Source organism: Halomonas sp. H5 (genome assembly GCF_050613175.1).
In the GTDB taxonomy this organism is placed as follows: Bacteria; Pseudomonadota; Gammaproteobacteria; order Pseudomonadales; family Halomonadaceae; genus Bisbaumannia; species Bisbaumannia salifodinae.
The window spans coordinates 770,528-793,658 of sequence record NZ_CP192510.1; the positions used below are offsets into that span (position 1 = coordinate 770,528).

The 23,131-nt window shown below is 68.9% G+C and carries 20 protein-coding genes; 10 read left to right on the forward strand and 10 right to left on the reverse strand.

Going from position 1 to position 23,131, the window contains the following annotated elements; all coding sequences use genetic code 11:
- Positions 1–4: 4 nt before the first annotated feature.
- Together astD and astB are read left to right on the forward strand one after the other, a co-directional pair.
- Positions 5–1,474 carry a succinylglutamate-semialdehyde dehydrogenase gene (gene astD / locus ACQ1W9_RS03590; RefSeq protein ID WP_431025356.1) on the forward strand — a complete coding sequence of 490 codons (1,470 nt, stop codon included), beginning with the start codon at positions 5–7 and terminating at the stop codon, positions 1,472–1,474.
- Positions 1,471–2,808 carry an N-succinylarginine dihydrolase gene (astB, locus tag ACQ1W9_RS03595; protein WP_431025357.1) on the forward strand — a complete coding sequence of 446 codons (1,338 nt, stop codon included), beginning with the start codon at positions 1,471–1,473 and terminating at the stop codon, positions 2,806–2,808. The genes astD and astB overlap by 4 nt, the downstream gene beginning before the upstream one ends.
- A 67-nt stretch (positions 2,809–2,875) precedes the next feature.
- On the opposite strand, the gene ACQ1W9_RS03600 is transcribed toward astB, so the two are convergent.
- Positions 2,876–3,049: a hypothetical protein gene (locus ACQ1W9_RS03600; protein ID WP_431025358.1), complete on the reverse strand. Its 174-nt coding sequence runs from the start codon at positions 3,047–3,049 to the stop codon at positions 2,876–2,878.
- Between the two features lie 172 nt (positions 3,050–3,221).
- Between ACQ1W9_RS03600 and rmuC the strand changes: the two genes are divergently transcribed.
- Positions 3,222–4,625, forward strand: a complete 1,404-nt coding sequence (gene rmuC / locus ACQ1W9_RS03605) for a DNA recombination protein RmuC (RefSeq protein ID WP_431025359.1) — start codon at positions 3,222–3,224, stop codon at positions 4,623–4,625.
- 16 nt (positions 4,626–4,641) lie between these two features.
- Here the strand turns inward: rmuC and proX are convergent, their stop codons facing one another.
- From proX to tdh, 5 genes are all read right to left on the reverse strand, one after another.
- Positions 4,642–5,673 (reverse strand): glycine betaine/L-proline ABC transporter substrate-binding protein ProX, encoded by a 1,032-nt coding sequence (proX, locus tag ACQ1W9_RS03610; RefSeq protein ID WP_431025360.1) that lies wholly within the window; start codon positions 5,671–5,673, stop codon positions 4,642–4,644.
- A gap of 19 nt (positions 5,674–5,692) precedes the next feature.
- Positions 5,693–6,598 (reverse strand): ABC transporter permease, encoded by a 906-nt coding sequence (locus ACQ1W9_RS03615; protein ID WP_431025361.1) that lies wholly within the window; start codon positions 6,596–6,598, stop codon positions 5,693–5,695.
- Positions 6,595–7,824, reverse strand: coding sequence for a quaternary amine ABC transporter ATP-binding protein (locus ACQ1W9_RS03620; protein WP_431025362.1), 1,230 nt, complete (start codon positions 7,822–7,824; stop codon positions 6,595–6,597). Before ACQ1W9_RS03620 ends, ACQ1W9_RS03615 begins: the two co-directional genes overlap by 4 nt.
- Before the next feature lie 141 nt (positions 7,825–7,965).
- Entirely contained in the window at positions 7,966–9,156 is a 1,191-nt protein-coding gene (gene kbl, locus ACQ1W9_RS03625) for a glycine C-acetyltransferase (RefSeq protein ID WP_431025363.1), read from the reverse strand.
- A gap of 11 nt (positions 9,157–9,167) precedes the next feature.
- Positions 9,168–10,193 (reverse strand): L-threonine 3-dehydrogenase, encoded by a 1,026-nt coding sequence (gene tdh, locus ACQ1W9_RS03630; RefSeq protein WP_346061524.1) that lies wholly within the window; start codon positions 10,191–10,193, stop codon positions 9,168–9,170.
- A 312-nt stretch (positions 10,194–10,505) separates the two neighbouring features.
- On the opposite strand from tdh, the gene ACQ1W9_RS03635 reads away from it, so the two are divergent.
- The 3 genes from ACQ1W9_RS03635 (at position 10,506) to ACQ1W9_RS03645 (ending at position 12,984) form a co-directional block, all read left to right on the forward strand.
- Positions 10,506–11,108: a helix-turn-helix domain-containing protein gene (locus ACQ1W9_RS03635; RefSeq protein WP_431025364.1), complete on the forward strand. Its 603-nt coding sequence runs from the start codon at positions 10,506–10,508 to the stop codon at positions 11,106–11,108.
- 48 nt (positions 11,109–11,156) lie between these two features.
- A complete protein-coding gene (locus ACQ1W9_RS03640; protein WP_431025365.1) occupies positions 11,157–12,203 on the forward strand; it encodes a DUF3541 domain-containing protein in 1,047 nt (348 codons plus the stop codon).
- Positions 12,204–12,264: 61 nt separating this feature from the next.
- The gene (locus tag ACQ1W9_RS03645) at positions 12,265–12,984 is read left to right on the forward strand and encodes a trimeric intracellular cation channel family protein (protein WP_431025366.1); all 720 of its coding nucleotides are present in this window, start codon (positions 12,265–12,267) and stop codon (positions 12,982–12,984) included.
- A gap of 272 nt (positions 12,985–13,256) precedes the next feature.
- Here ACQ1W9_RS03645 and nhaD read toward each other — a convergent pair whose 3' ends face one another.
- A complete protein-coding gene (gene nhaD, locus ACQ1W9_RS03650) occupies positions 13,257–14,723 on the reverse strand; it encodes a sodium:proton antiporter NhaD (protein WP_431025367.1) in 1,467 nt (488 codons plus the stop codon).
- 200 nt (positions 14,724–14,923) lie between these two features.
- On the opposite strand from nhaD, the gene ACQ1W9_RS03655 reads away from it, so the two are divergent.
- The gene (locus ACQ1W9_RS03655; RefSeq protein ID WP_431025368.1) at positions 14,924–15,637 is read left to right on the forward strand and encodes a DUF3581 domain-containing protein; all 714 of its coding nucleotides are present in this window, start codon (positions 14,924–14,926) and stop codon (positions 15,635–15,637) included.
- Between the two features lie 140 nt (positions 15,638–15,777).
- Positions 15,778–17,493, forward strand: coding sequence for a formate--tetrahydrofolate ligase (locus ACQ1W9_RS03660; protein WP_431025369.1), 1,716 nt, complete (start codon positions 15,778–15,780; stop codon positions 17,491–17,493).
- A gap of 162 nt (positions 17,494–17,655) precedes the next feature.
- Here the strand turns inward: ACQ1W9_RS03660 and ACQ1W9_RS03665 are convergent, their stop codons facing one another.
- The 3 genes from ACQ1W9_RS03665 to ACQ1W9_RS03675 form a co-directional block, all read right to left on the reverse strand.
- The gene (locus ACQ1W9_RS03665) at positions 17,656–18,516 is read right to left on the reverse strand and encodes a universal stress protein (RefSeq protein WP_431025370.1); all 861 of its coding nucleotides are present in this window, start codon (positions 18,514–18,516) and stop codon (positions 17,656–17,658) included.
- A gap of 35 nt (positions 18,517–18,551) precedes the next feature.
- A complete protein-coding gene (locus ACQ1W9_RS03670) occupies positions 18,552–19,988 on the reverse strand; it encodes an aspartate ammonia-lyase (protein WP_346061532.1) in 1,437 nt (478 codons plus the stop codon).
- Between the two features lie 137 nt (positions 19,989–20,125).
- Positions 20,126–21,292, reverse strand: a complete 1,167-nt coding sequence (locus ACQ1W9_RS03675) for an MFS transporter (RefSeq protein WP_431025371.1) — start codon at positions 21,290–21,292, stop codon at positions 20,126–20,128.
- A gap of 148 nt (positions 21,293–21,440) precedes the next feature.
- Between ACQ1W9_RS03675 and ACQ1W9_RS03680 the strand changes: the two genes are divergently transcribed.
- The gene (locus tag ACQ1W9_RS03680) at positions 21,441–22,412 is read left to right on the forward strand and encodes a magnesium transporter CorA family protein (RefSeq protein WP_431025372.1); all 972 of its coding nucleotides are present in this window, start codon (positions 21,441–21,443) and stop codon (positions 22,410–22,412) included.
- Positions 22,413–22,652: 240 nt separating this feature from the next.
- Positions 22,653–23,096 (forward strand): hypothetical protein, encoded by a 444-nt coding sequence (locus ACQ1W9_RS03685; protein ID WP_431025373.1) that lies wholly within the window; start codon positions 22,653–22,655, stop codon positions 23,094–23,096.
- The last annotated feature ends 35 nt before the right edge of the window (positions 23,097–23,131 follow it).

The window sequence follows — 23,131 nt, forward strand, 5'->3', positions numbered from 1 at the left end:
ACGCATGCAGGCCAAGCAGCAACAGTTGATCGGCGGCACCTGGGTCGACGGCGAAGCGGAGGCGCTTGCCAAGACCGACCCGGTGTCCGGCCAGGCCCTCTGGGACGGCCGCTGTGCCAGCCCCGCCCAGGTGGAGGCGGCGGTGGCCGCCGCCCGCGCCGCCTTCCCGGCCTGGGCCAGGACCCCCTTCGCCGAGCGCCAGGCGCTGGTGGAGCGCTTCCGCGAGGTGCTGGAGCGCCACCGGGAAGCCCTGGCCACGGCCATCGCTGGCGAGACCGGCAAGCCGCTGTGGGAGGCGCGCACCGAGGTGGGCGCGATGATCGGCAAGGTGGCCCTGTCGATTCGCGCCTATGAGGAGCGCACCGGGGAGCGAGCGCGCGACCTGGGCGACGCCAAGGCGGTGCTGCGCCACCGGCCCCACGGGGTGATGGCGGTCTTCGGCCCCTACAACTTCCCCGGCCACCTGCCCAACGGGCATATGGTGCCGGCGCTGCTGGCCGGCAACACCGTGGTCTTCAAGCCCAGCGAGCAGACGCCGCTGACCGCCGACCTGGCCCTGCAATGCTGGCGCGAGGCGGGCCTGCCCGACGGCGTCATCAACCTGGTACAGGGCGCGGCCCCGGTGGGTCAGGCCCTGGCCTCGGCGCCGGATATCGACGGCCTGCTGTTCACCGGCAGCGCCAAGGTGGGCGGCCTGCTGCAACAGCAGTTCGCCGGCCAGCTCGACAAGATCCTCGCCCTGGAGCTGGGCGGCAACAACCCCCTGGTGGTCAAGGACGTGCCGGATCAGGAGGCCGCCGTGCTGACCATCCTGCAGTCCGCCTTCCTCTCCGGCGGCCAGCGCTGCACCTGCGCCCGGCGCCTGATGGTGCCCGAGGGCGAGGTGGGCGACCGCCTGATCGAGGCCCTGGTCTCGGCCATCGACAAGCTGCGGGTGGCCGGCCAGTTCAGCGAGCCCGCCCCCTTCTATGGCGGCCTGGTCAGCGTGGCCGCCGCCGACGGCCTGCTCAAGGCCCAGGACGAGCTCGAGGCCCTGGGCGGCAGCGTGCTCTCGCGCATGCGCCGCCTGGAGGAGAACACCAGCCTGCTGAGCCCGGCGCTGATCGATGTCACCGGCCTCCCGGTGCCCGACGAGGAGCACTTCGGCCCGCTGCTCAAGGTGTATCGCTACCGGGACTGGGACGAGGCCCTGCGGCTGGCCAACGACACCCGCTACGGCCTCTCCGCCGGCCTGATCGGCGGCGAGCGCGGCGACTGGGACGACTTCCTGCTGCGCATCCGCGCCGGCATCGTCAACTGGAACCGCCAGACCACCGGCGCCTCCGGCGACGCCCCCTTCGGCGGCGTCGGCGACAGCGGCAACCACCGCCCCAGCGCCTACTACGCGGCCGACTACTGCGCCTATCCGGTGGCCTCGGTGGAGGCCGACGAGCTGGTGCTGCCCGATTCTCTTCCGCCGGGGGTGAGTCTATGAGCGTGCTTGAAGTCAATTTCGATGGCCTGGTGGGGCCGACCCATAACTACTCCGGCCTGGCCCATGGCAACGTGGCCTCCATGTCCCATGGCGGCCTGGTCTCCAATCCCCGGGAAGGGGCCCTCCAGGGCCTGGGCAAGATGAAGTCGCTGATGGAGGCCGGCTACGCCCAGGGCGTGCTGCCGCCCCAGCAGCGTCCCGACCTGGGCGCCCTGCGCGCCCTGGGCTTCACCGGCAGCACCCGCGAGGTGCTGGCCCGGGCCGCCAAGGAGGCGCCCCAGCTGCTGCGGGCGGTGTGTTCCGCCTCCAGCATGTGGACCGCCAATGCCGGCACCGTGACCCCCAGCGTCGATGCCCCGGACGGCCGGGTGCACTTCACCCCGGCCAACCTGCAGTCCAGCTTCCACCGCTACCTGGAGCCGGAGACCACCGGCCGGGTGCTGGCGGCCATCTTCAAGGACGAGGCCCACTTCGCCCACCATCCGGTGCTGCCGGCCACCCCGGCCTTCTCCGACGAGGGCGCGGCCAACCACACCCGTTTGGGCGCCGGCCACGGCGAGCCCGGGGTGCACCTCTTCGTCTACGGCCGCCGGGCCTTCGGCGAGGGCGTCGAGCCCAAGCGCTTCCCGGCCCGCCAGACCCTGGAGGCGAGCCAGGCGGTGGCCCGCCAGCACGGCCTCGGCGAGGCCCAGACGGTATTCGCCCAGCAGCACCCGGATGCCATCGATGCCGGCGTCTTCCATAACGACGTGATCGCGGTGGGCAACGGCCCGGTGCTGCTCTATCACGAGATGGCCTTCCTCGACGAGCAGGGCACCCTCGACGAGCTGCGCGCCAAGATGGCCACGCCGCTGATCCCGGTGCGGGTGCCCAGGGAGGCGGTGAGCATGGAGGACGCGGTGGCCTCCTACCTCTTCAACTCCCAGCTGCTCTCCAACCCGGACGGCTCCATGACCCTGGTGGTGCCCGGCGAGTGCCAGGAGAATGAAGCGGTATGGCGCACCATCCAGGACCTGCTGATCGCCGGCCCCAACCCGATCAACGAGGTGCTGGTCAAGGACGTCAAGCAGAGCATGCGCAACGGCGGCGGCCCCGCCTGCCTGCGCCTGCGGGTCGCCCTCTCCGCGGCGGAGCGTGCCGCCCTCCGCGGCCGGGTGCTGCTCGATGACGGCCTGCACGGCGACCTGACCGCCTGGGTCGAGCGCCACTACCGGGACCGCCTGGCCCCGGAGGACCTGGCCGACCCGCGGCTGGCCGAGGAGACCCTGACCGCCCTGGACGAGCTGACCCGACTACTCGCCATCGGCAGCGTCTACCCCTTCCAGCAGGCCTGATCGCCCGCCGGTAAACGCCAAGGGCCCCGCCTCGAGACTCGAAGCGGGGCCCTTGGCGTTATGGGGGTTAAAGTTCCCGGCGCTCCTGGCGGGTGGGAGGCTCATCGGAGTCCGGGGCGCCCCATTCGGTGTCGCGGCTGCCATCGGGGTAGGTATTGACCGTGCAGCCGGCGAGCAGCAGGGCGCTAAGCAGCAGGGCGCTGAGCAGCAGGGCGAGGAGGGCAGAGGACTGGGGGCGCATAATGAGTCTCCGGGCCGGAAGGTGGTATTGGCTTAAGTATTGCAGGTCCGAGGCGGAAGGGCTTCAACGGCCAGGCGCCTGTCGGGGTTGCGTTCGACAGGCGCCTGGCCATTCCCGAGCGGCGGCGCCTCGCCTACCATGGGGGCGGGAACCCAACGATAAGGATGCTGCGATGATCTCCGACCCCCTGCTCTCGAGCCTCCTGGCGGGCCTGTTCGGGGCCCTGCTGGCGTCCGGCCTGGTCGGGGCGGTCGCGGCACGCCGCCTGGGCATGGCCCGGGAGGCCCAGGCGCGCCTGGCGGCGGAGCGGGATGCCGCCCGGGAGGCCCTGGCCGCGGCCCGCGAGACCCAGCAGGGCCTCGAGACCCGCCTGGCCCGCGCCCAGCAGGGCGAGCAGGAGCTGCGCCAGGAGCGCGAACGCCTCACCGAGCACCTGGCCCTCAAGGAGCAGCACTTCCAGGAGCAGCTGGCCCTGCTCAAGGAGAGCCGCAGCCAGCTGACCCAGGAGTTCGAGGCCCTGGCCAACGAGGTGCTGGAGCGCAAGGGGCGGGCCTTCGGCGAGCTCTCCCAGCAGCGTATCCAGGGCCTGTTGCAGCCGCTGCACAGCGAGATGAAGGGCTTTCGCGACCAGGTGGCCAGCATCCAGCGCCAGGAGAGCGAGCAGCGCATCCAGCTGCGCACCGAGCTGCAGCAACTGCAGAGCCTCAACCGCGAGATCACCGACCAGGCCCAACGCCTGACCCAGGCCCTCCAGGGCCAGAAGAAGGTGCAGGGCAACTGGGGCGAGCTGATGCTGGAGAACGTCCTCGACGGCTCCGGGCTGCGCCTGGGCAAGGACTACCGCCGCGAGGTGAGCATCGCCACCGAGGCGGGCCGGCGTCGCCCGGACGCCATCGTCTACCTGCCCCAGCGCCGCCACCTGGTGATCGATGCCAAGACCTCCCTGGTGGCCTATGTGCGCTACGTCAACGCCGAGACGGACGCGGAGCGCCGCGAGGCCCTGGGGGAACACTGCCAGGCCATGGCGGCGCGGATCGACGAGCTGGCCGAGCGTCACTACTACGACCTGCCGGGGCTCAACTCCCCGGAGGTGGTGGTGATGTTCGTGCCGGTGGAGTCCGCCTATGTGGAGGCCCTCAAGGCCGACGAGACCCTCTTCCAGCGGGCCCTGGAGAAGAACGTCCTGGTGGCCACCCCCACCACCCTGCTGACCAGCCTCAATATCGTCCGCCAGCTATGGCGCTTCGAGGACCAGAGCCGGCATAGCGCCGAGCTGGCCGGTCGTGCCGAGCGCTTCCATGCCAAGCTGCGCACCTTCCTGGTCAGTATGGAGGAGGTGGGGCGCAAGCTGGACGGCGCCCGCGGCAGCTACGACCAGGCCCTGGGGCAGCTGGTCAACGGCAAGGGCAACCTGGTCAAGCAGGCCGCCGACTTCGCCGAGCTGGGGGTGGCGGTCAAGCGCGAGCTGCCGGAGAGCCTGGTGGAGCGGGCCCGGCTGGAGCTGGAGACGCCCCGCGGCGAGGCGGGGGCGTCTCCCGAAGCAAGCGAGGCCGGCCCGCTGCGCTGGGACTCCTAGGACTCCGTGACCCTCGTCACTCGGCCGCGGCCCGGGCCGCCTCCAGCCAGGTATCCACGAGTTCGCGGTTGGCTTCGATCCACTCCGCCGCCAGGGGCCGTACCTGGTCGTCGGTGAGCTCCTGCTCGCCCATGGCGTTGTCCACCTCGCTGATCCAGGCCAGCGGCAGGCGTACCCGGCGGAACAGCTCGGCGGCGGCGGGGTTGGCCTCGAGGAAGGCGTTATTGGCGGCCACGCGGATATCGGCGGCCACGAAGCCCATCTCGATGGGGTCGCTCACCGCCCCGCTCACGCCCTCGGCGCGTTCCGCCTCGTCAGCGACGATGCCCGGGGCATTGATCCACATCACCTCCTCGCCGGGCGTCAGGGCCAGCAGCCAGGCGCTGGGGCCCCAGGTGTAGTAGAGGGCCGGCTCGCCGCTCTGGATCCGCGACAGCACCTCGGCGAAGTTGGCGGCGTAGCCCGCGTCCACATGGTTGATATGCTCATGCAGTTCGAAGCGATCGAGCATGGCGTTGATGCCCTCGTGACAGCCCCAGCCCGGGGGGCAGCCGAAGAGGTCCGCCTTGCCGTCGCCGGTGGCGTCGAAAGCGGCCTTCACCTCGTCGCGGGTGAAGTCATCGATGCCGGTGATGCCGTGGGCCTCCACGGCGGCACTGTCCACCAGGTAGCCCTGGATGCCGCAGGCGGTGCAGTGGGCCTCGAAGAGGGTGGCGGCGTCGTGGAAGCCGTCGGGCAGCTGCGGGTCGTGGAGCGGGAACCAGCCGTTGGGCCAGTAGTGGGCGTCGCCCTCGGAAATGGCCAGATAGGCCACCGGGTTGGAGAGGGCGATGGGGGCGCGGACCTCGTAGCCCAGTTCCTCCAGCAGTTCGACGAAGACCCAGCTCACCGGTACCGCCGAGGTCCAGGTCGCCACCGCCGGCTGCACGCTGACGCCCGCTCCGGGCTCCTCGGCGGCGGCGTTGTCGGTGGCGGTGAGGGCATAGGCCACGGCGGCGGCCAGCAGGGCCCACTTCAGGGGGCGAGTTCGATGGATGATGTCTTTCATGGCACACCTCCTCTGACGATCAGGGGCGCTCGTCGGGCGCCCGGCCCGGCGCCTTGTCGCCCAGGCCTTGGGTGATACGATCCAGCACCATGGCCAGCAGCACGATGCCGATGCCGCCGACGAAGGCTTGGCCGATATTGAGTCGCTCCAGGCCGGCGTAGACCTCGAGGCCGAGGCCGCCGGCGCCGATGATGGCGGCGATCACCACCATCGACAGCGACAGCATGATGGTCTGGTTGAGCCCCGCCATCAGGGTCGGCAGGGCCAGCGGAAACTGCACCTTCCAGAGGATCTGGCGGGGGGTGGAACCGAAGGCCTCGGCGGCCTCGATATACTCCTGGCTGACCTGGCGGATGCCCAGGTTGGTGAGGCGGATCATCGGCGGCATGGCGAAGATGATGGTGGCGATCAACCCCGGCACGTTGCCGATGCTGAACAGCATCACCGCCGGCACCAGGTACACGAAGGGCGGGGTGGTCTGCATTATGTCCAGCAGCGGGCGCATCAGGGTGGCGAAGCGGTCGCTGCGGGAGCAGAGGATACCCAGGGGCAGGCCGATGGCCACGCAGAACAGCACCGCGGTGGCCACCAGGGAGAGGGTCACGATCAAGGCGTCCCAGACCCCCATGACGCCCACCAGGGCCAAGGCCACGAAGGCGAAGAGCCCGACCCGCCAGGAGGCCGCCCGCCAGCCGATCAGGAAGATGCCGATCAGGAAGAGGCCGGGGGGCAGGCCACCCAGGGCCCATTGGGTGGTCTGCATCACCGTCTGCACCGGCGGGCTCACATAGCCGCGGAAGAAACCGCGGAAGTTGGCCACCACCCAGTTCACCGCCTCGGTGATCCACTGGCGTACCGGCAGGGCCTCGAAGAGGCCGAAGGGGTCGGTGATCAGCAGGCGCAGGAACTCCATCAGCTCGTTCATGCGGTCGCCTCCTCGACGCGGGGGCCGCGCTTCTCCAGGATGCCATGGATCAGTTGGGGCTCGTCGATCAGCCCCGCCAGGCGCTCCTCCTCGGTGACCAGCAGCGGCAGGCTGCTGTGCAAGCGGCCACGCAGCACCCGGCGCAGCACCTCGTCCCGGGAACAGCTCAGCAGTAGGTCGTCCCGGGGGTGGCCGGGTGGCGGCGTCTCCAGGGTCCTCCCCAGCTCGCCCAGGGGCAGGGGGCGCTCGTCCCGCCAGGCGCCCCGCAGGCGCCCCGCGTCGTCCACTCCCAGGCACAGCGTCGGATGGTCGCGATGCCCCAGCAGCCGCAGCCCGTCCCGCTCCCCCAGGGGGGTGAAGGCCCGGTCGCCCAGGGGCAGGGCGATGGTACCGGCGGTGATCACCGCGGTGGGATCGGCGTGCTCCACGAAGCGCGCCACGTAGTCGGTGCGGGGATTGACCAGGATCTGTTCCGGGGTGCCCAACTGGACGATGGCGCCGTCCTCCATGATGGCGATGCGATCCCCCAGGCGCATCGCCTCGTCCAGGTCGTGGGTGATAAAGAGGATGGTGCGCCCCAGCCGTGCCTGCAGCTTCTTCAGCTCTTGCTGCATGGTGACCTTGATCAGCGGATCCAGGGCCGAGAAGGGTTCGTCCATCAGCAGCACCCGGGCCTCGGTGGCCAGGGCCCGGGCCAGCCCGACCCGCTGTTGCATGCCGCCGGAGAGGGTCTGGGGGTAGGCGTCGCCCCAGTCGTCCAGGCCCACCATCGCCAGCACCTCCTGGGCGCGGCGCAGCCGCTCATCGGTCGCCACGCCCTGGATCTCCAGGCCATAGGCCACGTTGGAACGCACCGAGCGATGGGGGAAGAGGGCGAAGTGCTGGAAGACCATGCTCAGATGCCGGCGGCGCAGGCGTCGCAGTCGCTCGGGGGAGGCGCCGGTGATCTCCTCGCTCCCCGTCTCCGGGTCCTCCAGGAAGGTGCGCCCGGCGGTGGGCTCGATCAGGCGATTGATGCAGCGGATCAGGGTCGACTTGCCGCTGCCGGAGAGCCCCATGATCACGAACACCTCGCCGGGCTCCAGGGCGAAGCTGACGTCATTGACCCCCAACACATGACCGCTCTCGGCCTGGAGCTCGGCCTTGCCCTGGCCCGCCTTCAGCCGGGCCAGCGCCGAGGCCGGATCGGGACCGAACAGCTTGGTCACGCCTTCCACGCGGATCACGGTACCCCTCCCCCTGGTGAGCCGCCGCGCCCCGGGCAGGGCGGTGGGGGCGAGGCGACCTCGGATCGGGTTGACGTACCTACAGCATAGAAGTTCTCGGGGCGGCGCTGTCGCCCGCCTCCGGCGGCGGGCGATCGGCTCCTAGAGTCCCAACCGCGTCTTGACCCGGCCGAAGGCCGCCAGGGCGGCCTCCAGGTCGTCCCGGGAGAGGGCGGCGGAGACCTGGGTGCGGATGCGCGCCTTGCCCTGGGGCACCACCGGGTAGGAGAAGGCCACCACATAGATGCCTTCCTCGAGCATTGCCTCGGCGAAGCGCGCCGCCAGGGTGGCATCGTGGAGCATCACCGGCACGATGGGGTGCTCGCCGGGCAGCAGCTCGAAGCCGAGGGCCTCGAGGCCGGCGCGGAAGAGGCGGGTGTTCTCCTTGAGGCGGTCGCGCAGTTCGCTGGACTCGCTGACCAGTGCCAGGGCCTTGAGGGCCCCGGCCACCACCGGCGGCGCCACGGTGTTGGAGAAGAGGTAGGGGCGCGAGCGCTGGCGCAGCAGCTCCACCACCTCCCGGCGGCCGCTGGTGTAGCCGCCGCTGGCGCCGCCCAGGGCCTTGCCCAGGGTGCCGGTGATGATATCCACCCGCTCCATGCAGCCCCGGTACTCGTGGGTGCCGCGGCCGCCGGCGCCGAGGAAGCCGGTGGCGTGGCAGTCGTCGAAGTGCACCAGGGCGCCGTAGCGCTCGGCCAGGTCGCAGATCTCGTCGAGGCGGGCGATATAGCCGTCCATGGAGAAGACGCCGTCGGTGGTGATCAGCTTGAAGCGGGCGCCACGGCGATCGGCCTCCTTCAACTGGGCCTCCAGGTCGGCCATGTCATTGTTGCGGTAGCGATAGCGGCTGGCCTTGCACAGGCGGATGCCGTCGATGATGCTGGCGTGGTTGAGCTCATCGGAGATCACCGCGTCCTCGGGGCCCAGCAGGGTCTCGAAGAGGCCGCCGTTGGCGTCGAAGCAGGAGGGGTAGAGGATGGTCTCCTCGGTGCCCAGGAAGTCGCTGAGCTTCTGCTCCAGCTGCTTGTGCAGGCTCTGGGTGCCGCAGATAAAACGCACCGAGGCGAGGCCATAGCCCCAGTCGTCGAGGCCGGCCCGGGCGGCGGCGGTGACCTCCGGGTGCTGGGCCAGGCCCAGGTAGTTGTTGGCGCAGAGGTTGAGCACCTCGCGGCCCGAGTCGAGGCCCACATGGGCGCCCTGGGGGGTGGTGATCAGGCGCTCGTGCTTGGTCAGGCCGGCGGCCTCGATGGCCTCGAGTTCCTGGCGCAGATGCTGGCGGAAATCGCCGTACATAGCCTTTCTCCTTATTCCCAGTTCAGCACCACCTTGCCCGCCGAGCCGTCGAGCATGGCGTCGAAGCCCTGCTGGAACTCCCGGTAGGGCAGGCGGTGGGTGATCACCGGGGAGATATCCAGCCCCGACTCGATCATCACCGACATCTTGTACCAGGTCTCGTACATCTCCCGGCCATAGATGCCCTTGATGGTCAGCATATTGAAGATCACCGTGTTCCAGTCGATGGCCATGGCCTCGCTGGGAATGCCCAGCATGGCCACCCTGCCGCCGTGACAGAGGTTGGCCAGCAGGTCGCGGAAGGCCTCGGGGCTGCCGCTCATCTCCAGGCCCACGTCGAAGCCCTCGGCCATGCCCAGGTCGCGCTGCACCTCGGCGAGGGTCTCGTGGCGCACGTCCACGGTGCGGGTGGCGCCGAGGCGCTTGGCCAGGGCCAGGCGCTCCGGGTTGAGGTCGGTGACCACCACATGGCGGGCGCCGGCATGGCGGCATACCGCGGCGGCCATGGCGCCGATGGGGCCGGCCCCGGTGATCAGCACGTCCTCCCCCAGCAGCTCGAACTGCAGGGCGGTATGCACGGCGTTGCCGAAGGGGTCGAAGAGCGCCGCCACGTCCAGGTCGATGCCCGGGCGATGTTCCCAGACATTGGACATGGGCAGGGCCAGGTACTCGGCGAAGGCGCCGGGGCGATTGACGCCGACGCCGCTGGTATGGGCGCACAGGTGGCGGCGCCCGGCCAGGCAGTTGCGGCAGCGCCCACACACCACATGGCCCTCGCCGGAGACCAGTTGGCCCGGCTTGAAGTCGTTGACGTTGGAGCCCACCTCGACGATCTCGCCGACGAACTCGTGGCCCACCACCATGGGGGTGGGGATGGTCTGCTGGGCCCAGGCGTCCCAGTTATAGATATGCAGATCGGTGCCGCAGATGGCGGTGCGCTTGACGCGGATCAGCACGTCATTGATTCCCACCTGGGGCTCGGGAACCTCTTCCAGCCAGAGGCCGGGTGCGGCCTCGCGCTTGACCAATGCCTTCATGGTGTCTCCTTGGGCAGGTGATTTCCCTCAGGGCTTTCGTTGAGGCCCGGGGCTACCCTGGGGGCAGGCACTCCGCGAAGACGCGGTAAACCCATCCCTGGGCGCTCGGCTTTTTCGTCCATGAAAAAGACGCTTCGCTTCGGCCTGTCCCCAGCGCCCCTCAGCTATTCAACTGAGATGGTCCCTAATTTCCCTGGCATTCCCGATCCGGGGGTTTAAGATACGGGAATAAATTCCAGTATTGCAGACATAGTCCATGATACAAGAAATTATTCCAGTATTTTGGATATTGCGCTCCATGGAGGACGCCCGATGACGGCAACGTCGCCTCCCACATCGCGCCCGGGCGAGCGCTCCGGCGATCTGGGCAGCCAGGTGCTCTCGGGCCGGGTAATCGAGCTGCGCAAGAAGCGCGGCCTGACCCTGGATCAACTGGCGGCGGCCTCCGGGGTCAGCCGTTCCATGCTCAGCCAGATCGAGCGGGGACGCGCCAACCCCACCCTGGCGGTGACCCTGCGCATCGCCCAGGCCTTCGGCCTGAGCATCGGCGAGCTGGTCGACCAGCCCTGGACCGCCTCGCGCATCGAGGTGGTGCGCAGCGACGATGCCAACCAGCTGTTCCGCGACGACCGGGAGTGCCGCATTCGTACCCTCTCACCGCTGCATATGGAGAAGTCGGTGGAGTTCTACGAGATCCGCCTCTCGCCGGGGGCCCGCCTGCCCAGCGCGCCCCACTTCGAGGGCACCCGGGAACTGCTCACCGTGACCCAGGGGCGGGCGCGGATCCAGGCCGGCGACAACGTCAGCCTGCTGGGCCCCGGCGACTCGGCCCACTACCACGCCGACCTCGACCACACTATCGAGAATAGCGGAGACCAGGAGCTGGTGTGCTTCCTGGTGGTGACCTATCAGTAGGCGTCGGGGGCAGGGAAGAGTCAGGGAAGCGTCAGGGAGGAGGAAGCCATGAGGGTATTACCGCTGCGCAGTGGGGTGCTCGTTCTGCTGATGCTGCTGTTGGCCGGCTGCACGGCCCTGGCCACCGAGGCCGAACGACAGCGGCACGAGCAAGCGGGGCTGGCTATCCAGGCGGTCTACGAGGCCGCCCTGCCGGAGTTGCCCCTCGGCAAGCAGCGCCACTATGCCCAGCGTCTGTATCGCCTGACCGGTGAAGCACGCTATCTCGGCCCCAATCGTGACTATGTCCGGCGCCTGCGGGGCTGGCTGGAGCGGGACCTCGCCGCCCTGGCCGACCCCGACTATGTCGTGCGGCGCAGTCGCGAGCTCGTCGAGACCTATTCGCAGCGCACCGCCAAGCAGCGGGCGAGGCGCGAGATGTTCGCCGAGTGGGGCGACATGATCTTCGCCCGCCAGTTACTCTTCCGCCTGACCCAGGCGCACTATTATGGCCTGTTGCCGGCGCTGGAGGATCACGAAAGGGGCCTCGCCTACCTGGCGAGCGTCGACTGGCACGCCTTCCTCACCGATCCCGATGTCCTGGGCATCTACGCGGCCCAGGTGGCCAACCAGGTTCACTACCTCCATCAACTGGGGATCACCGACCTGCGTCGCGAGGTCACCGAGGCCTTCCGGCAGCGCTATCCCCCAGGCAGTGCGGCGATCCTGGACCGCACCGAGTATCGCAACAGGCTCTACGGCATGACTCACTTCGTGATCGCTGCGAGTCGCTACTACCAGCAGCCGGTGAGTGCCGAAGAGTTCGCCTGGGTACTGGAGGCCTTCGAGGCGGATATCGAGGCGATCCTGGCGCGCGCCACCGAGGATATCCTGGCCGAGGTGGCACTGAGCTTCCTGCTGGCGGGACGGGAGGCGCATCCGGTCGTGTCGCGAGTTCGCGATGCCCTGGTCGCCGCCGTGGATCCCCGGGCCGGCATCATTCCCTCGCCGCAGGGTAGCCTCGACCTGGAGAGCGGCGAGCACCGCAATGTGCTGGCCATCATGGTGTTGCGCTGGCCGGGGCGGCTTCATGCGTCGATGTCGTTCGCGCAATGATCCCCCATCCCCCTGATGCCGCCCCTGCTATGCTGGCGACGAACACCAAGAGGAGAGTGTCGTGACCGGTTGGATCTATTGGCTGGATATGGCCGGGGTGATCGTCTTCGCTCTGACCGGGGTGATCATTGCCTGTCGCTCGCGGATGGATCCCTTCGGCATGCTGGTGCTGGCGGCGGTCACCGGCATCGGCGGCGGCACCCTGCGCGATCTGGTGCTGGGGGTGCGGCCGGTGTTCTGGGTGGAGGACCCCACCTACCTGTGGGTGATCCTCGCCACGGTGGCCCTGTCGATCCTCGGCTTTCGCTATATCCACCGCCTGGCCCGCACCTTCCTGCCGGTCACCGATGCCTTCGGCCTGGCGCTGTTCACGGTGCTCGGCGCCCACAAGGCGCTGACCCTGGAGGCGCCGGGCGTCGTGGCGGTGCTGATGGGGCTGATGACCGGGGTGGCCGGAGGCATGATCCGCGATGTGCTGGCGCGTCGGGTGCCCATGGTGCTGCGCCAGGAAATCTATGCCACCGCGGCGATCCTCGGCGGCAGCGCCTATGTGCTGCTCAGCGGCCTGGGGGTGGCCCAGTGGCTCGGCGTGAGCCTGGCCATCGCCCTGACCCTGGGGCTGCGCCTGGCGGCCATCTACTGGCGGCTGTCGCTGCCCACCTTCGCCTGGGTAGTCACCGCGCCCACTCCGCCGCCCGCCGGTGAGACGCCCCGGCGGCGGCGCGCCAAGGCGAGGGTCAAGCTGATCCGGCCCGAGCACTCCCGGCGCGGTCGCCGCTAGGCCATGGTCTCCCGGTGGGGCGGGGCAAGCTGGCTTATCCGGTTCGGCCCGAGCGCTCCCGGCGCGGTCGCCGCTGACCCCGCCTCTCCAACAGGCCGGGGCCAAGCTGGCTTAACCGGTTCGGCCCCGAGCACTCCCGGCGCGGTCGCCGCTGACCCCGCCTCTCCAACAGGCCGGGGCCAAGCTGGCTTAACCGGTTCGGCCCCGAGCACTCCCGGCGTGGTCGCCGCTAATCCCCGCCCCCGCTAGACCGGAGGCGGGGAGGTCGCGACTCAGTGGCCGTTATAGACGCTGAAGCTGGCGTCGTTGAGCCACAGGTGGAGCAGGATGCTGGCCACATAGCCGAGCAGGATGATCGGCGACCAGCGCAGGTGTCCCATAAAGGTATAGGAGCCGCGGGCCTGACCCATCACCGCCACCCCGGCGGCGGAGCCCACCGACAGCAGGCTGCCGCCGACCCCGGCGGTGAGGGTGATCAGCAGCCAGTGGCCGTGGGACATCTCCGGTTCCATGGTCAGCACCGCGAACATCACCGGGATATTGTCGATCACCGCCGACATCAGGCCCAGGGCGATATTCGCCCAGGTGGCATCCCACTGGGTATAGAGCAGCTCGGAGAGCAGGCTCAGGTAGCCCATGAAGCCCAGGCCGCCGACGCACATCACCACCCCGTAGAAGAACAGCAGGGTGTCCCACTCGGCGCGGGCGATACGGTTGAAGACATCGAAGGGCACCACGCTGCCGAGGCGTTCCAGGGCGTGCTGGTCGCCGCGGCGCACGGCGATATCGCGCTTGCGGGCCAGGGAGCGGTTGAGGGTACGGCGCAGGTAATAGCCGAAGAACTGCAGATAGCCCAGGCCGGTCATCATGCCCAGCACCGGCGGCAGGTGCAGCAGGGTGTGGCAGGCCACGGCGCTGGCCACGGTGAGCAGGAAGAGCAAGATGATGCGTCGCGCGCCGCGCTTGAGCTCCACATGCTCGCCATGGGGCGCGGGGCGATGCTTCTTGACGAAGAAGCTCATGGCCACCGCCGGCACCAGGTAGTTGACCAGCGACGGCAGCAGCAGGTCGAAGAACTCGTAGAACTTGACCATGCCCGCCTGCCACACCATCAGGGTGGTGATATCGCCGAAGGGGCTGAAGGCGCCGCCGGCGTTGGCCGCCACCACGATATTCACGCAGCACAGGTTGATGAAACGGTGGTCACCCTCCGCCACCTTGGTGACCACGGCGCACATCAGCAGCGCCGTGGTCAGGTTGTCGGCGATGGGCGAGATCACGAAGGCCAGGGAGCCGGTGATCCAGAACAGGCTGCGGTAGCTGAAGCCGCGCTCGAGCATCCAGGCCCGCAGGGCATCGAAGACCCGCCGCTCGTCCATGGCGTTGATATAGGTCATCGCCACCAGCAGGAAGAGCATCAGCTCGGTGAACTCCAGCAGGGTATGACGGAAGGCATCCTCCGCCGCCTGGGGCTGGCCGGCCTGCACATAGACCCAGCCGACCAGGGCCCAGATGATGCCCGCCGCCACCAGCACCGGCTTGGACTTGCGCATCTTGAGGAATTCCTCGCCCATCACCAGCAGATAGGCGAGCACGAAGAAGACCAGGGCCATGCCACCGACCATGGTGTTGGTGAGGTCCAGGGGGCCGGCGGCGGCCAGCGCCAGGGGGCTGGCCAGCAAGGCCAGGAGCCCCAGGCTCAGGCCGAGGGCATGACGGGGAGGGAAAGCGAGTCGCATGGGTGAATTTATCCTTGTTAGGCGCAATAAATGGGTGCCTGGGATGCTAGCATGTTGCGCCCTGTCAAGGGCTTGGCTCTTGGTCGCTAATGGCGGCCTTTCCGGCCATGCATGACACGCCGCCTTGTGTTACAAACGAAGCTTCGGGCCGCTTCGGCGGCTGGGACGTGGCGAGAGCCGATCGATTAGGCAGAGTTGACATGTTTCTTGATGAGTTTCATTCGGCCAGGGATGGCCGGATCTGCATTTCCGCCGACCAGGCCAGCCACTTCGCCAAGGGAGTGGCCGGGGACTACAACCCCATCCACAATCCGGACGCCCGGCGCTTCTGCGTGCCGGGGGACCTGCTCTTCGCCCTGGTGTTGATGCGCTTCGGCCTCTCCCAGCGCATGATCTTCCACTTCCGCAGCATGGTGGGCGCCGGGGTGCCCCTGGCCCTGCATCTCGACGAGGACGGCCTGATTCGCGTCACCGACGAGGCCGGCAAGCTCTATCTGGAGGTGGAGCGCAGCGGCGAGATCACCCATGACGAGGCGGTGATCGAGGCCTTTACCCGGCGCTATGTGGCCTTCTCCGGCAAGAACTTTCCCCACTACCTGAAGCCGCTGATGGAGGCCCAGGGGGTGATGTTCAATCCCCAGCGCCCCCTGGTGATCTACGACAGCATGGGCTTCGAGCTGGAGCGCCTGGACGTGCGCGAGCCGGCCCTGGCGCTGACCGACTCGTCCCTCGAGGTCAGCGGCAAACGCGGCGATGTGCGCCTGGAGTTCGCCTTGAGCGGCGCCGGCGTGCCCCTGGGCAAGGGCTCCAAGAAGCTGGTGGTCAGCGGCCTGCGCGACTATGACCCCGAGGCGATGGAGGCCATCGTGGCCGAGTTCTATCGCCTCAAGGGCGCCTACGAGGGCGCCGCCTGACCCCGCCGGCAGTACCTCCTGACGTCGTCCATGGGTAGCCCGCCGTCGCCGCCATATACGCAGGCCGGCGGCGGCTGGCACAGGCTTAGGAAAATGCCCGCGATGGGCATGGTGCCCATCGCCCGGAGTCAGGAGCGGCGATGATGAACACCTCCCTCGGGCTGGCCGCCTCGGCGGCCCCGGACAGCAGCGACCTGGCCATCGCCCGGGCCACCCCCCTGCGGCCCATCCTGCCCCTGGCCGAGCAACGCCTGGGGCTCGCCGCCGAGGCCCTGATTCCCTTTGGCCACCAGATCGCCAAGCTCAGCCACGCCACCCTGGCGGCCCTCGACGAGCGTCCCGCCGGGCGCCTGGTGCTGGTCAGCGCCATGAGCCCCACCCCCGCCGGCGAAGGCAAGACCACCACCAGCGTGGGCCTCTGCGATGCTCTCAATCGCCGCGGCGTCAGCGCCTCGGTGTGCCTGCGCGAGCCCTCCCTGGGGCCCTGCTTCGGCCTCAAGGGCGGGGCCGCCGGCGGCGGGCGCGCCCAGGTGGGGCCCATGGAGGCGATCAACCTGCATTTCACCGGCGACTTTCACGCCGTCACCGCCGCCCATAACCTGCTCGCCGCCCTGGTCGATAACCATCTCTACTGGGACAATGCCCTGGCCATCGACCCCGAACGGGTGGTGTGGACACGGGTGCTGGATATGAACGATCGGGCCCTGCGCCGGATCCGCACTGGCCTCAATGGCGATCCCCGGGCGCAGTCCCGGGAGAGTGGCTTCGAGATCACCGCCGCCTCCGAGGTGATGGCGATCCTCTGCCTGGCGGAGGACCTCGACGACCTGGAACGCCGCCTGGGGCGCATCGTGGTGGCCTGGCGAGACGATGACACCCCGATCACCGCCGCCGACCTGGAGGCCCAGGGGGCCATGGCGGTGCTGCTCAGGGATGCCTTCCAGCCCAACCTGGTGCAGACCCTGGAGCACAACCCGGCCTTTATCCACGGCGGCCCCTTCGGCAATATCGCCCACGGCTGCAACTCCCTGGCGGCCACCCGGGCGGCCCTGGCGCTCTCCGAGGTGGTGGTCACCGAGGCGGGCTTCGGCGCCGACCTGGGCGCCGAGAAGTTTATCGATATCAAGGGGCGCCAGGCGGGGCTCTACCCGGATGCCGCCGTGCTGGTGGCCACCCTGCGGGCGTTGAAGTACCACGGCGGCGCCTCCCGGGAGGCGCTGGACGAGCCCGATACCGTGGCCCTCGACGCCGGCCTGGCCAACCTCGATCGGCACCTTTCCATCCTGCGCCGCTTCGGCCTGGAGGCGGTGGTGGCGCTGAATGTCTTCGCCGGCGATAGCGCCGCGGAGCTGGCCCGGGTGGAGGCCCATGGCCGGGCCCTGGGGGTAACGGTGGTGCCTTGCCGCCACTGGGCCGAGGGCGGGGCCGGCGCCGAGGCCCTGGCCACCGAGGTGATCGCCCGGTTGCAGGGCGAGGCGCCGACGGTGGCGCCCCTCTATGGCGAGGACCTGCCCCTGGCGGAGAAGCTCGAATGCATCGCCCGGGAGCTGTATGGCGCCGTGGGCATCGCCCTCGAGCCCGCCGCCCGGGAGCAGCTGGCGCGCTTCACCGCGGCGGGCTACGGTCACTTGCCGGTGTGCATCGCCAAGACCCCCTTCAGCTTCAGCGACGATCCCCGGCGCCTGGGCGCCCCCGAGGGGCACCGCCTGACCATCCGCCAGGCCCGGCTCAGTGCCGGGGCCGGTTTCGTGGTGGCGCTGTGCGGCGATATCCTGACCCTGCCTGGGCTGCCTCGGGAGCCGGCGGCCCAGGGCATGGGGCTGGATGCGCAGGGACATATTGAGGGGCTGTTCTAGGCTTTTCCGAAAACTGGCTGCGCTCGCTCATACGGCGTTAAAAATCGGCTCAAAGTACTCATTTACACCTCGTAAACTCGCACGCGAGCCCGGTCCGTCTTTTCGCCGATTTTTGCCTTGTCTGACCTTCAGCTCGCCGACTTTTCGGACAGAGCCTATGACTTATTCCTTGTCGGTGACCACCATCACCGGGCAAGGCGCCTCGGTGATCATGCGACGGCTGACGCTTCCCAGCAGCTGTTCCCGCCACTGTCCCAACCCCCGGCGCCCCATGATCAGCAAGGGCCGGTCCGGCGCTTGATGGATCTCGCGCAGGAGCGCCTGCGCCGGAGACCTGTCGAGCAGGGGGCGTGTGTCCAGGGGAAGGTGGGCAGGAAAGTGCCGGCGGGCCTGGGCGAAGAGCCAGTCGCTCTGGGTATCCGAGGGCCGCGCGGAGCAGTGCAGCAGGGTGACCGGCAGGTCGCCGGTGGCCGCCAGGTCGGCGGCCAGCCGCACGGCCCGGTCGCTATGGGAAGAGCCATCCAGCGGCAGCAGCAGGCGATCGATCCCCGCGACCGGGGGGCGGTCGTCGCGGACCACCGCCACGGGGCAGCGCGCCTTGTGCAACAGGGTATCGCCGAGGCCGGCGACGAGATGGCCGGGCCTGGCGTGGATCCCCAGCACCAGCAGGGCGTGGTCATAGCGACGCAGGTGATCGAGCAGGTCCCGGGCCCGGTGATGGACCAGGTCCTGTTCGCGCAGGGTGACCTCTTCCAGGGGGCGGGCGAATTCCGGGCCTAGGGCCTCCCTGGCCCGTCGGAAGGCCTCCGCTACCGAGGCCTCCATCACGCGGTGATCATGATCCGGCTCGCCGAGCCGATTGGCCGGAATATCGCTCAGCTCGGCGGGGTAGAGGGGCCGTACCTGGGTCAGCTCCAGGGTCGCCTGCCAGTGTCTCGCCAGCTCGCCGGCGAGTCGCACCGCGGCCAGGGCGGCCGGGGTGCCATCCACGGGAACCACGATACGCTGGATCGCCTGACTCATCCTCTTCTCCCCGATGCCGCCTCGCTGGGAATAGCCTAGCTCAAGGGCACCAGGCGCGGAGCGATCATATGCTCCGGGCGCAGGATGTCATCCAGGGTGGCGTCGTCGAGCAGTTGCTCCTCGCGCACCAGCTCCAGTACCCCGCGACCGGAGGCCAGGGCCTCGCGGGCGATGCGGGTGGCATTCTCGTAGCCGATATAGGGGTTCAGGGCGGTGACCAGGCCGATGGAGTTTTCCACCAGCTCCCGGCAGCGCTGCTCGTTGGCGGTGATGCCGACGATGCAGTGCTCGCGCAGCATGTCCATGGCGCGGGTCAGCAGGCGGATGGAGTCGAAGATCTTGTAGGCGATCAGCGGCTCCATGACGTTGAGCTGCAACTGGCCACCCTCCGCCGCCATGGTCAGCGCCAGGTCGTTGCCGATCACCTCGAAGGCCACTTGGTTGACCGCCTCGGGGATCACCGGATTGACCTTGCCCGGCATGATCGAGCTGCCCGGCTGGCGCGGCGGCAGGTTGATCTCGTTGAAGCCGGTGCGCGGGCCGCTGGAGAGCAGGCGCAGGTCGTTGCAGATCTTCGACAGCTTCACCGCCAGGCGCTTGAGCATGCCGGAGAAGAGCACGAAGGCGCCCATGTCGGAGGTGGCCTCGATCAGGTCCTGGGCCGGTACCAGGGGGTGGCCGCTGATGGCCGCCAGGCGCTCCACCGCCAGGCGCTGGTAGCGCGGGTCGGCGTTGATGCCGGTGCCGATGGCGGTACCGCCCAGGTTGACCTCGCAGAGCAGCGCCGGCACCTGCTTGGTGAGGTGGCCCAGGTCCTCGCCGAGGGTATTGGCGTAGGCGTGGAACTCCTGGCCCAGGGTCATGGGCACCGCGTCCTGGAGCTGGGTGCGGCCCATCTTCAACACCTCGGCGAACTCCCCGCCCTTGGCGGAGAAGGCCAGGCACAGCTTCTCCAGGCTGGCCAGCAGGGAGTCATGCCCCAGCAGCAGGCCCAGGCGGATCGCCGTGGGGTAGGCGTCGTTGGTGGACTGGGCCATGTTGACGTCGTTGTTGGGGTGCAGGTGGCGGTAGTCGCCCTTGGCGTGGCCCAGGAATTCCAGGCCCAGGTTGGCGATCACCTCGTTGGCGTTCATGTTGGTGGAGGTGCCGGCGCCGCCCTGGATCATGTCCACCACGAACTGGTCATGCTGCTCGCCGTCGATCACCCGCCGGCAGGCGTGGTCGATGGCCTCGAAACGGGTCTTGTCCAGGTGGCCCAGGCGGTGGTTGGCGCCGGCCGCGGCCTGCTTGACCATGGCCAGGGCGATCACCAGCTTGGGGTAGTGGGACAGCGGCACGCCGCTGAGGTGAAAGTTGTGCACCGCGCGCAGGGTCTGGATGCCGTAGTAGGCCTCGGCCGGTACCGCCAGGCTGCCCAGCAGGTCGCGCTCTTCGCGGGTGGCGGCGGAAACGGGGGTAGCGGCTTCACTCATGATCGACTCTCGGCAAGGTCAGGGACTTGAATGGCGCCCACGCTACCGAGTCACCCGGTCGCTGGCCAATGCCGTTGTCTTGGGAGCCATGCCGTGGCGGAATCATGTCGAGCCGGCATGGGGCATGCCGTGGGGGCTCAACGTCCCCGGGCGAGGCGATGGAGGACGGCGACGCCCAGCAGCAACAGCCCCATCAGCGCCGCCAGCAGCCAGGGGAAGGCCCCGGCGCCGGCGCCATCCAGCAGGGGGCCGGTCAGCGAGGGCACCAGCATGGCGCCCAGGCCGCTGGCCAGGAACACCAGGCCGGTGCGCTTGCCGCTCATGCTCATCAACTGGTTACACAGGCTGAACAGGGTGGGGAAGATCGCCGAGGCGGCCAGGCCATAGCCGAGGGCGATCAGCCACAGGGGCAGCCAGGGCATGGCCAGGGCGCTGGCCAGGCCCAGCCCCAGGCAGCCCAGCAGCAGCCACCAGGGCGAGGTCAGGCGCAGCAGCGGAATGGCCGCCAGGCGCCCTGCCGAGAGCGCCAGCCAGAACAGGGTGACCAGCAGGGCGGCGCCCTCCCGGGGCTGACCCTGGAGGACCGCATAGGCGGTGATCCAGCCGGCGAAGGTGATCTCGGCGCCCACATAGAGCGAGAACAGCAGCATCAGGGTACCCAGCAGGCGGGCATCGCCACGCCGCGGGCGGGCCGTCGTCGCGGCGCCGGGGGCCGCTTCGGGGGAGGCCTCGGGAGGCCGGGGGCCGGGGTCGCGGCGCAGCCAGAACAGCAGGGTCAGGCTATACAGCCCCACCAGCCAGAAGGCCCACTCGAACCGGCCGGTCAACAGGATGGCCGTCACCACCACCAGCGGGGCGAGCATATTGCCCAGGGCGAAGCAGAAGTGCAGGGCGCTGATATAGGGGCCCGCCGCCTGGCGATGGGCCCACAGCAGCAGGGTATTGCTGCCGGCATTGATCGATACCTCGGCGAAGCCCATCACGAAGATCACGCCGATCAGCACCGCCAGGGAAGGGCTCAAGGGCGCCAGGCCCAGCCCCAGCGCCATCACCACCACCATGGCCATCAGCACCGGATGGCCGGGCAGGCGATCCACCAGCACTCCGACGCTCACCGAGCCGAGCATATTGCCCAGGGCCCGGGCGGTGAACAGCAGGGCGATCTGGCTCATGCTGGCGCCGGTCATCTCCGCCAGGTGCGGCAGGGCGGGGCCCAGCAGGCCACCGGTCAGTCCGATGGCGATAAAGGCCAGGAAATAGGTGAGGGTGACGCGGCGCCGATAGGCGGACTGAAATAGCGGCATGGGTCTTCCCTGAGTCGTACGCAAAACGCCTCATGCTGCCGCAAGCCCGGGGAAAAGTCCTCCGCCCCCGGGAAAATAACCGGGAGTAGGGTGCAAGGCGGACCGGCATGGCCTATCGTCGAGGCAAAATCCTGGACAGGGAGGCCTTATGATTCGAGGGCTGTTGATCACCGGCGCCGGCGATCGGGTGCGCGGTGGCGAAGAGCTGATCGCCCGCTGGCGGGAGGAAGGCGACGGTCACCTGTGGCTCGACCTGCAGGGCGAGCCACAGGCCCGGGAGCGGGCCTTGCTGGAGTCCTTCGACTGCCACCCCCTGGCCATCGACGATGCCCATCGCGAGCGTCACCCGCCGAAGATCGAGGAGTTCGAGACCCATACCCTGATCCTCTATCGCGGCATCGCCTCCTTCGATACCGAGCTCAACTTCGTGCCCCAGCAGGTGGCCTTCTTTATCGGCGAACGCTACCTGATCAGCCTGCACCCGGGCACCGCCCTGAGCCTCGACCGGCTGCTCAACAGCGGCGAGGGCGAACGCCTGCTGGCGCGCTCCCCGGAGTTCGTGGCCCTCAAGGCCATGTACCTCTCGGCGGGCTTCTACCTGGATAGCCTGCTGGAGTTCGAGGAGGTGCTCAGCGACCTGGAGGATGGCCTGCTCGAGGGCGGCAGCGACGCCCTGATGCGCTGCATCGTGGCCTACAAGTCGCGACTGGTGAAGATGCGCCGGATCTTCAACTACCACGTCGGCATCACCCAGGAACTCACCGCCTACGACTACAGCCACCTGCCCCGGGAGGTCGACGAGACCCTGCACGCCATCAACGATGTGCATGAGCGCTTCGAGCGGCTCTATAGCCTGACCCAGATGTACTACGACATCTGCGGCGACCTGGTGGATGGTTACCTCTCGCTCTCCTCCCACCAGCTCAATAACACCATGCGCATCCTCACGGTGATCACCGCCATCTTCGTGCCGCTGACCTTCCTGGCCGGTATCTATGGCATGAACTTCGCGCATATGCCGGAGCTGGGCTACCGCTACGCCTATTTCATCCTGCTCGGGGTGATGCTGGTGATCGCCGGGGGCCTGGTATGGCTGTTCCGCCGCTGGCGTTGGATATAACGGCGCCCGGGCCGCTGGCGCACTATGCTGGGGGGGCGACCCTGTTCAGCCAAGAGAGGTCAGGGGGATCTCAGTTGGAATAGCTGAGGGGCGCTGGAGGCAGGATGGAGCGGGGGTTTTTTGCCAGGGATGGCAAAAGTAGCGCCCAGGGAGGGGTTCACAGCGCCCCGCGACGACCTGCCCCCAGGGTAGCCCCAGAGCGCAAAGCTAACTGCGATAGCCCTGCAAGGGAGGTGACTCATGAGGATTGTCAGCCTGTTTCGAGGGGCGCTGCTCGGCGCCCTGTTAGTGCCCGCCGTGGCCCTGGCCACCGAGGGGCACGACCTGGTCTTCCAGGGCGATGCCAGCTTCCAGGGCCCCCATGGGGGCCAGGCCATCGCCGTGGCCCTGGTGGAGGCCGAGAGCGGCGAGGTGCTGGCTCGCCAGGACGGCAGCGTGGCCGGCGAGGGCGAGATGGCCTTCGCCTTCGAGTTCCCCGGTGCGCTGATGGCCGACACCGCCTATGAAGTGCACTACTGGATCGACTCCAATTTCGGCGGCGGCAGCGAGGGTGACTGCGACGCCATGGACCAGGATCACCAGTGGCGGGTGGCCCTGGATATGGCGGAGGATGGCCTGACCCACAGCGAGGATCACGCCCCCGGCCGCATGGGCGAGGTCTGCGGCACCTTTATGGAGGAGTGATTCCGCGGCACGCTGTCCCGAAGCCCCGGGCCATG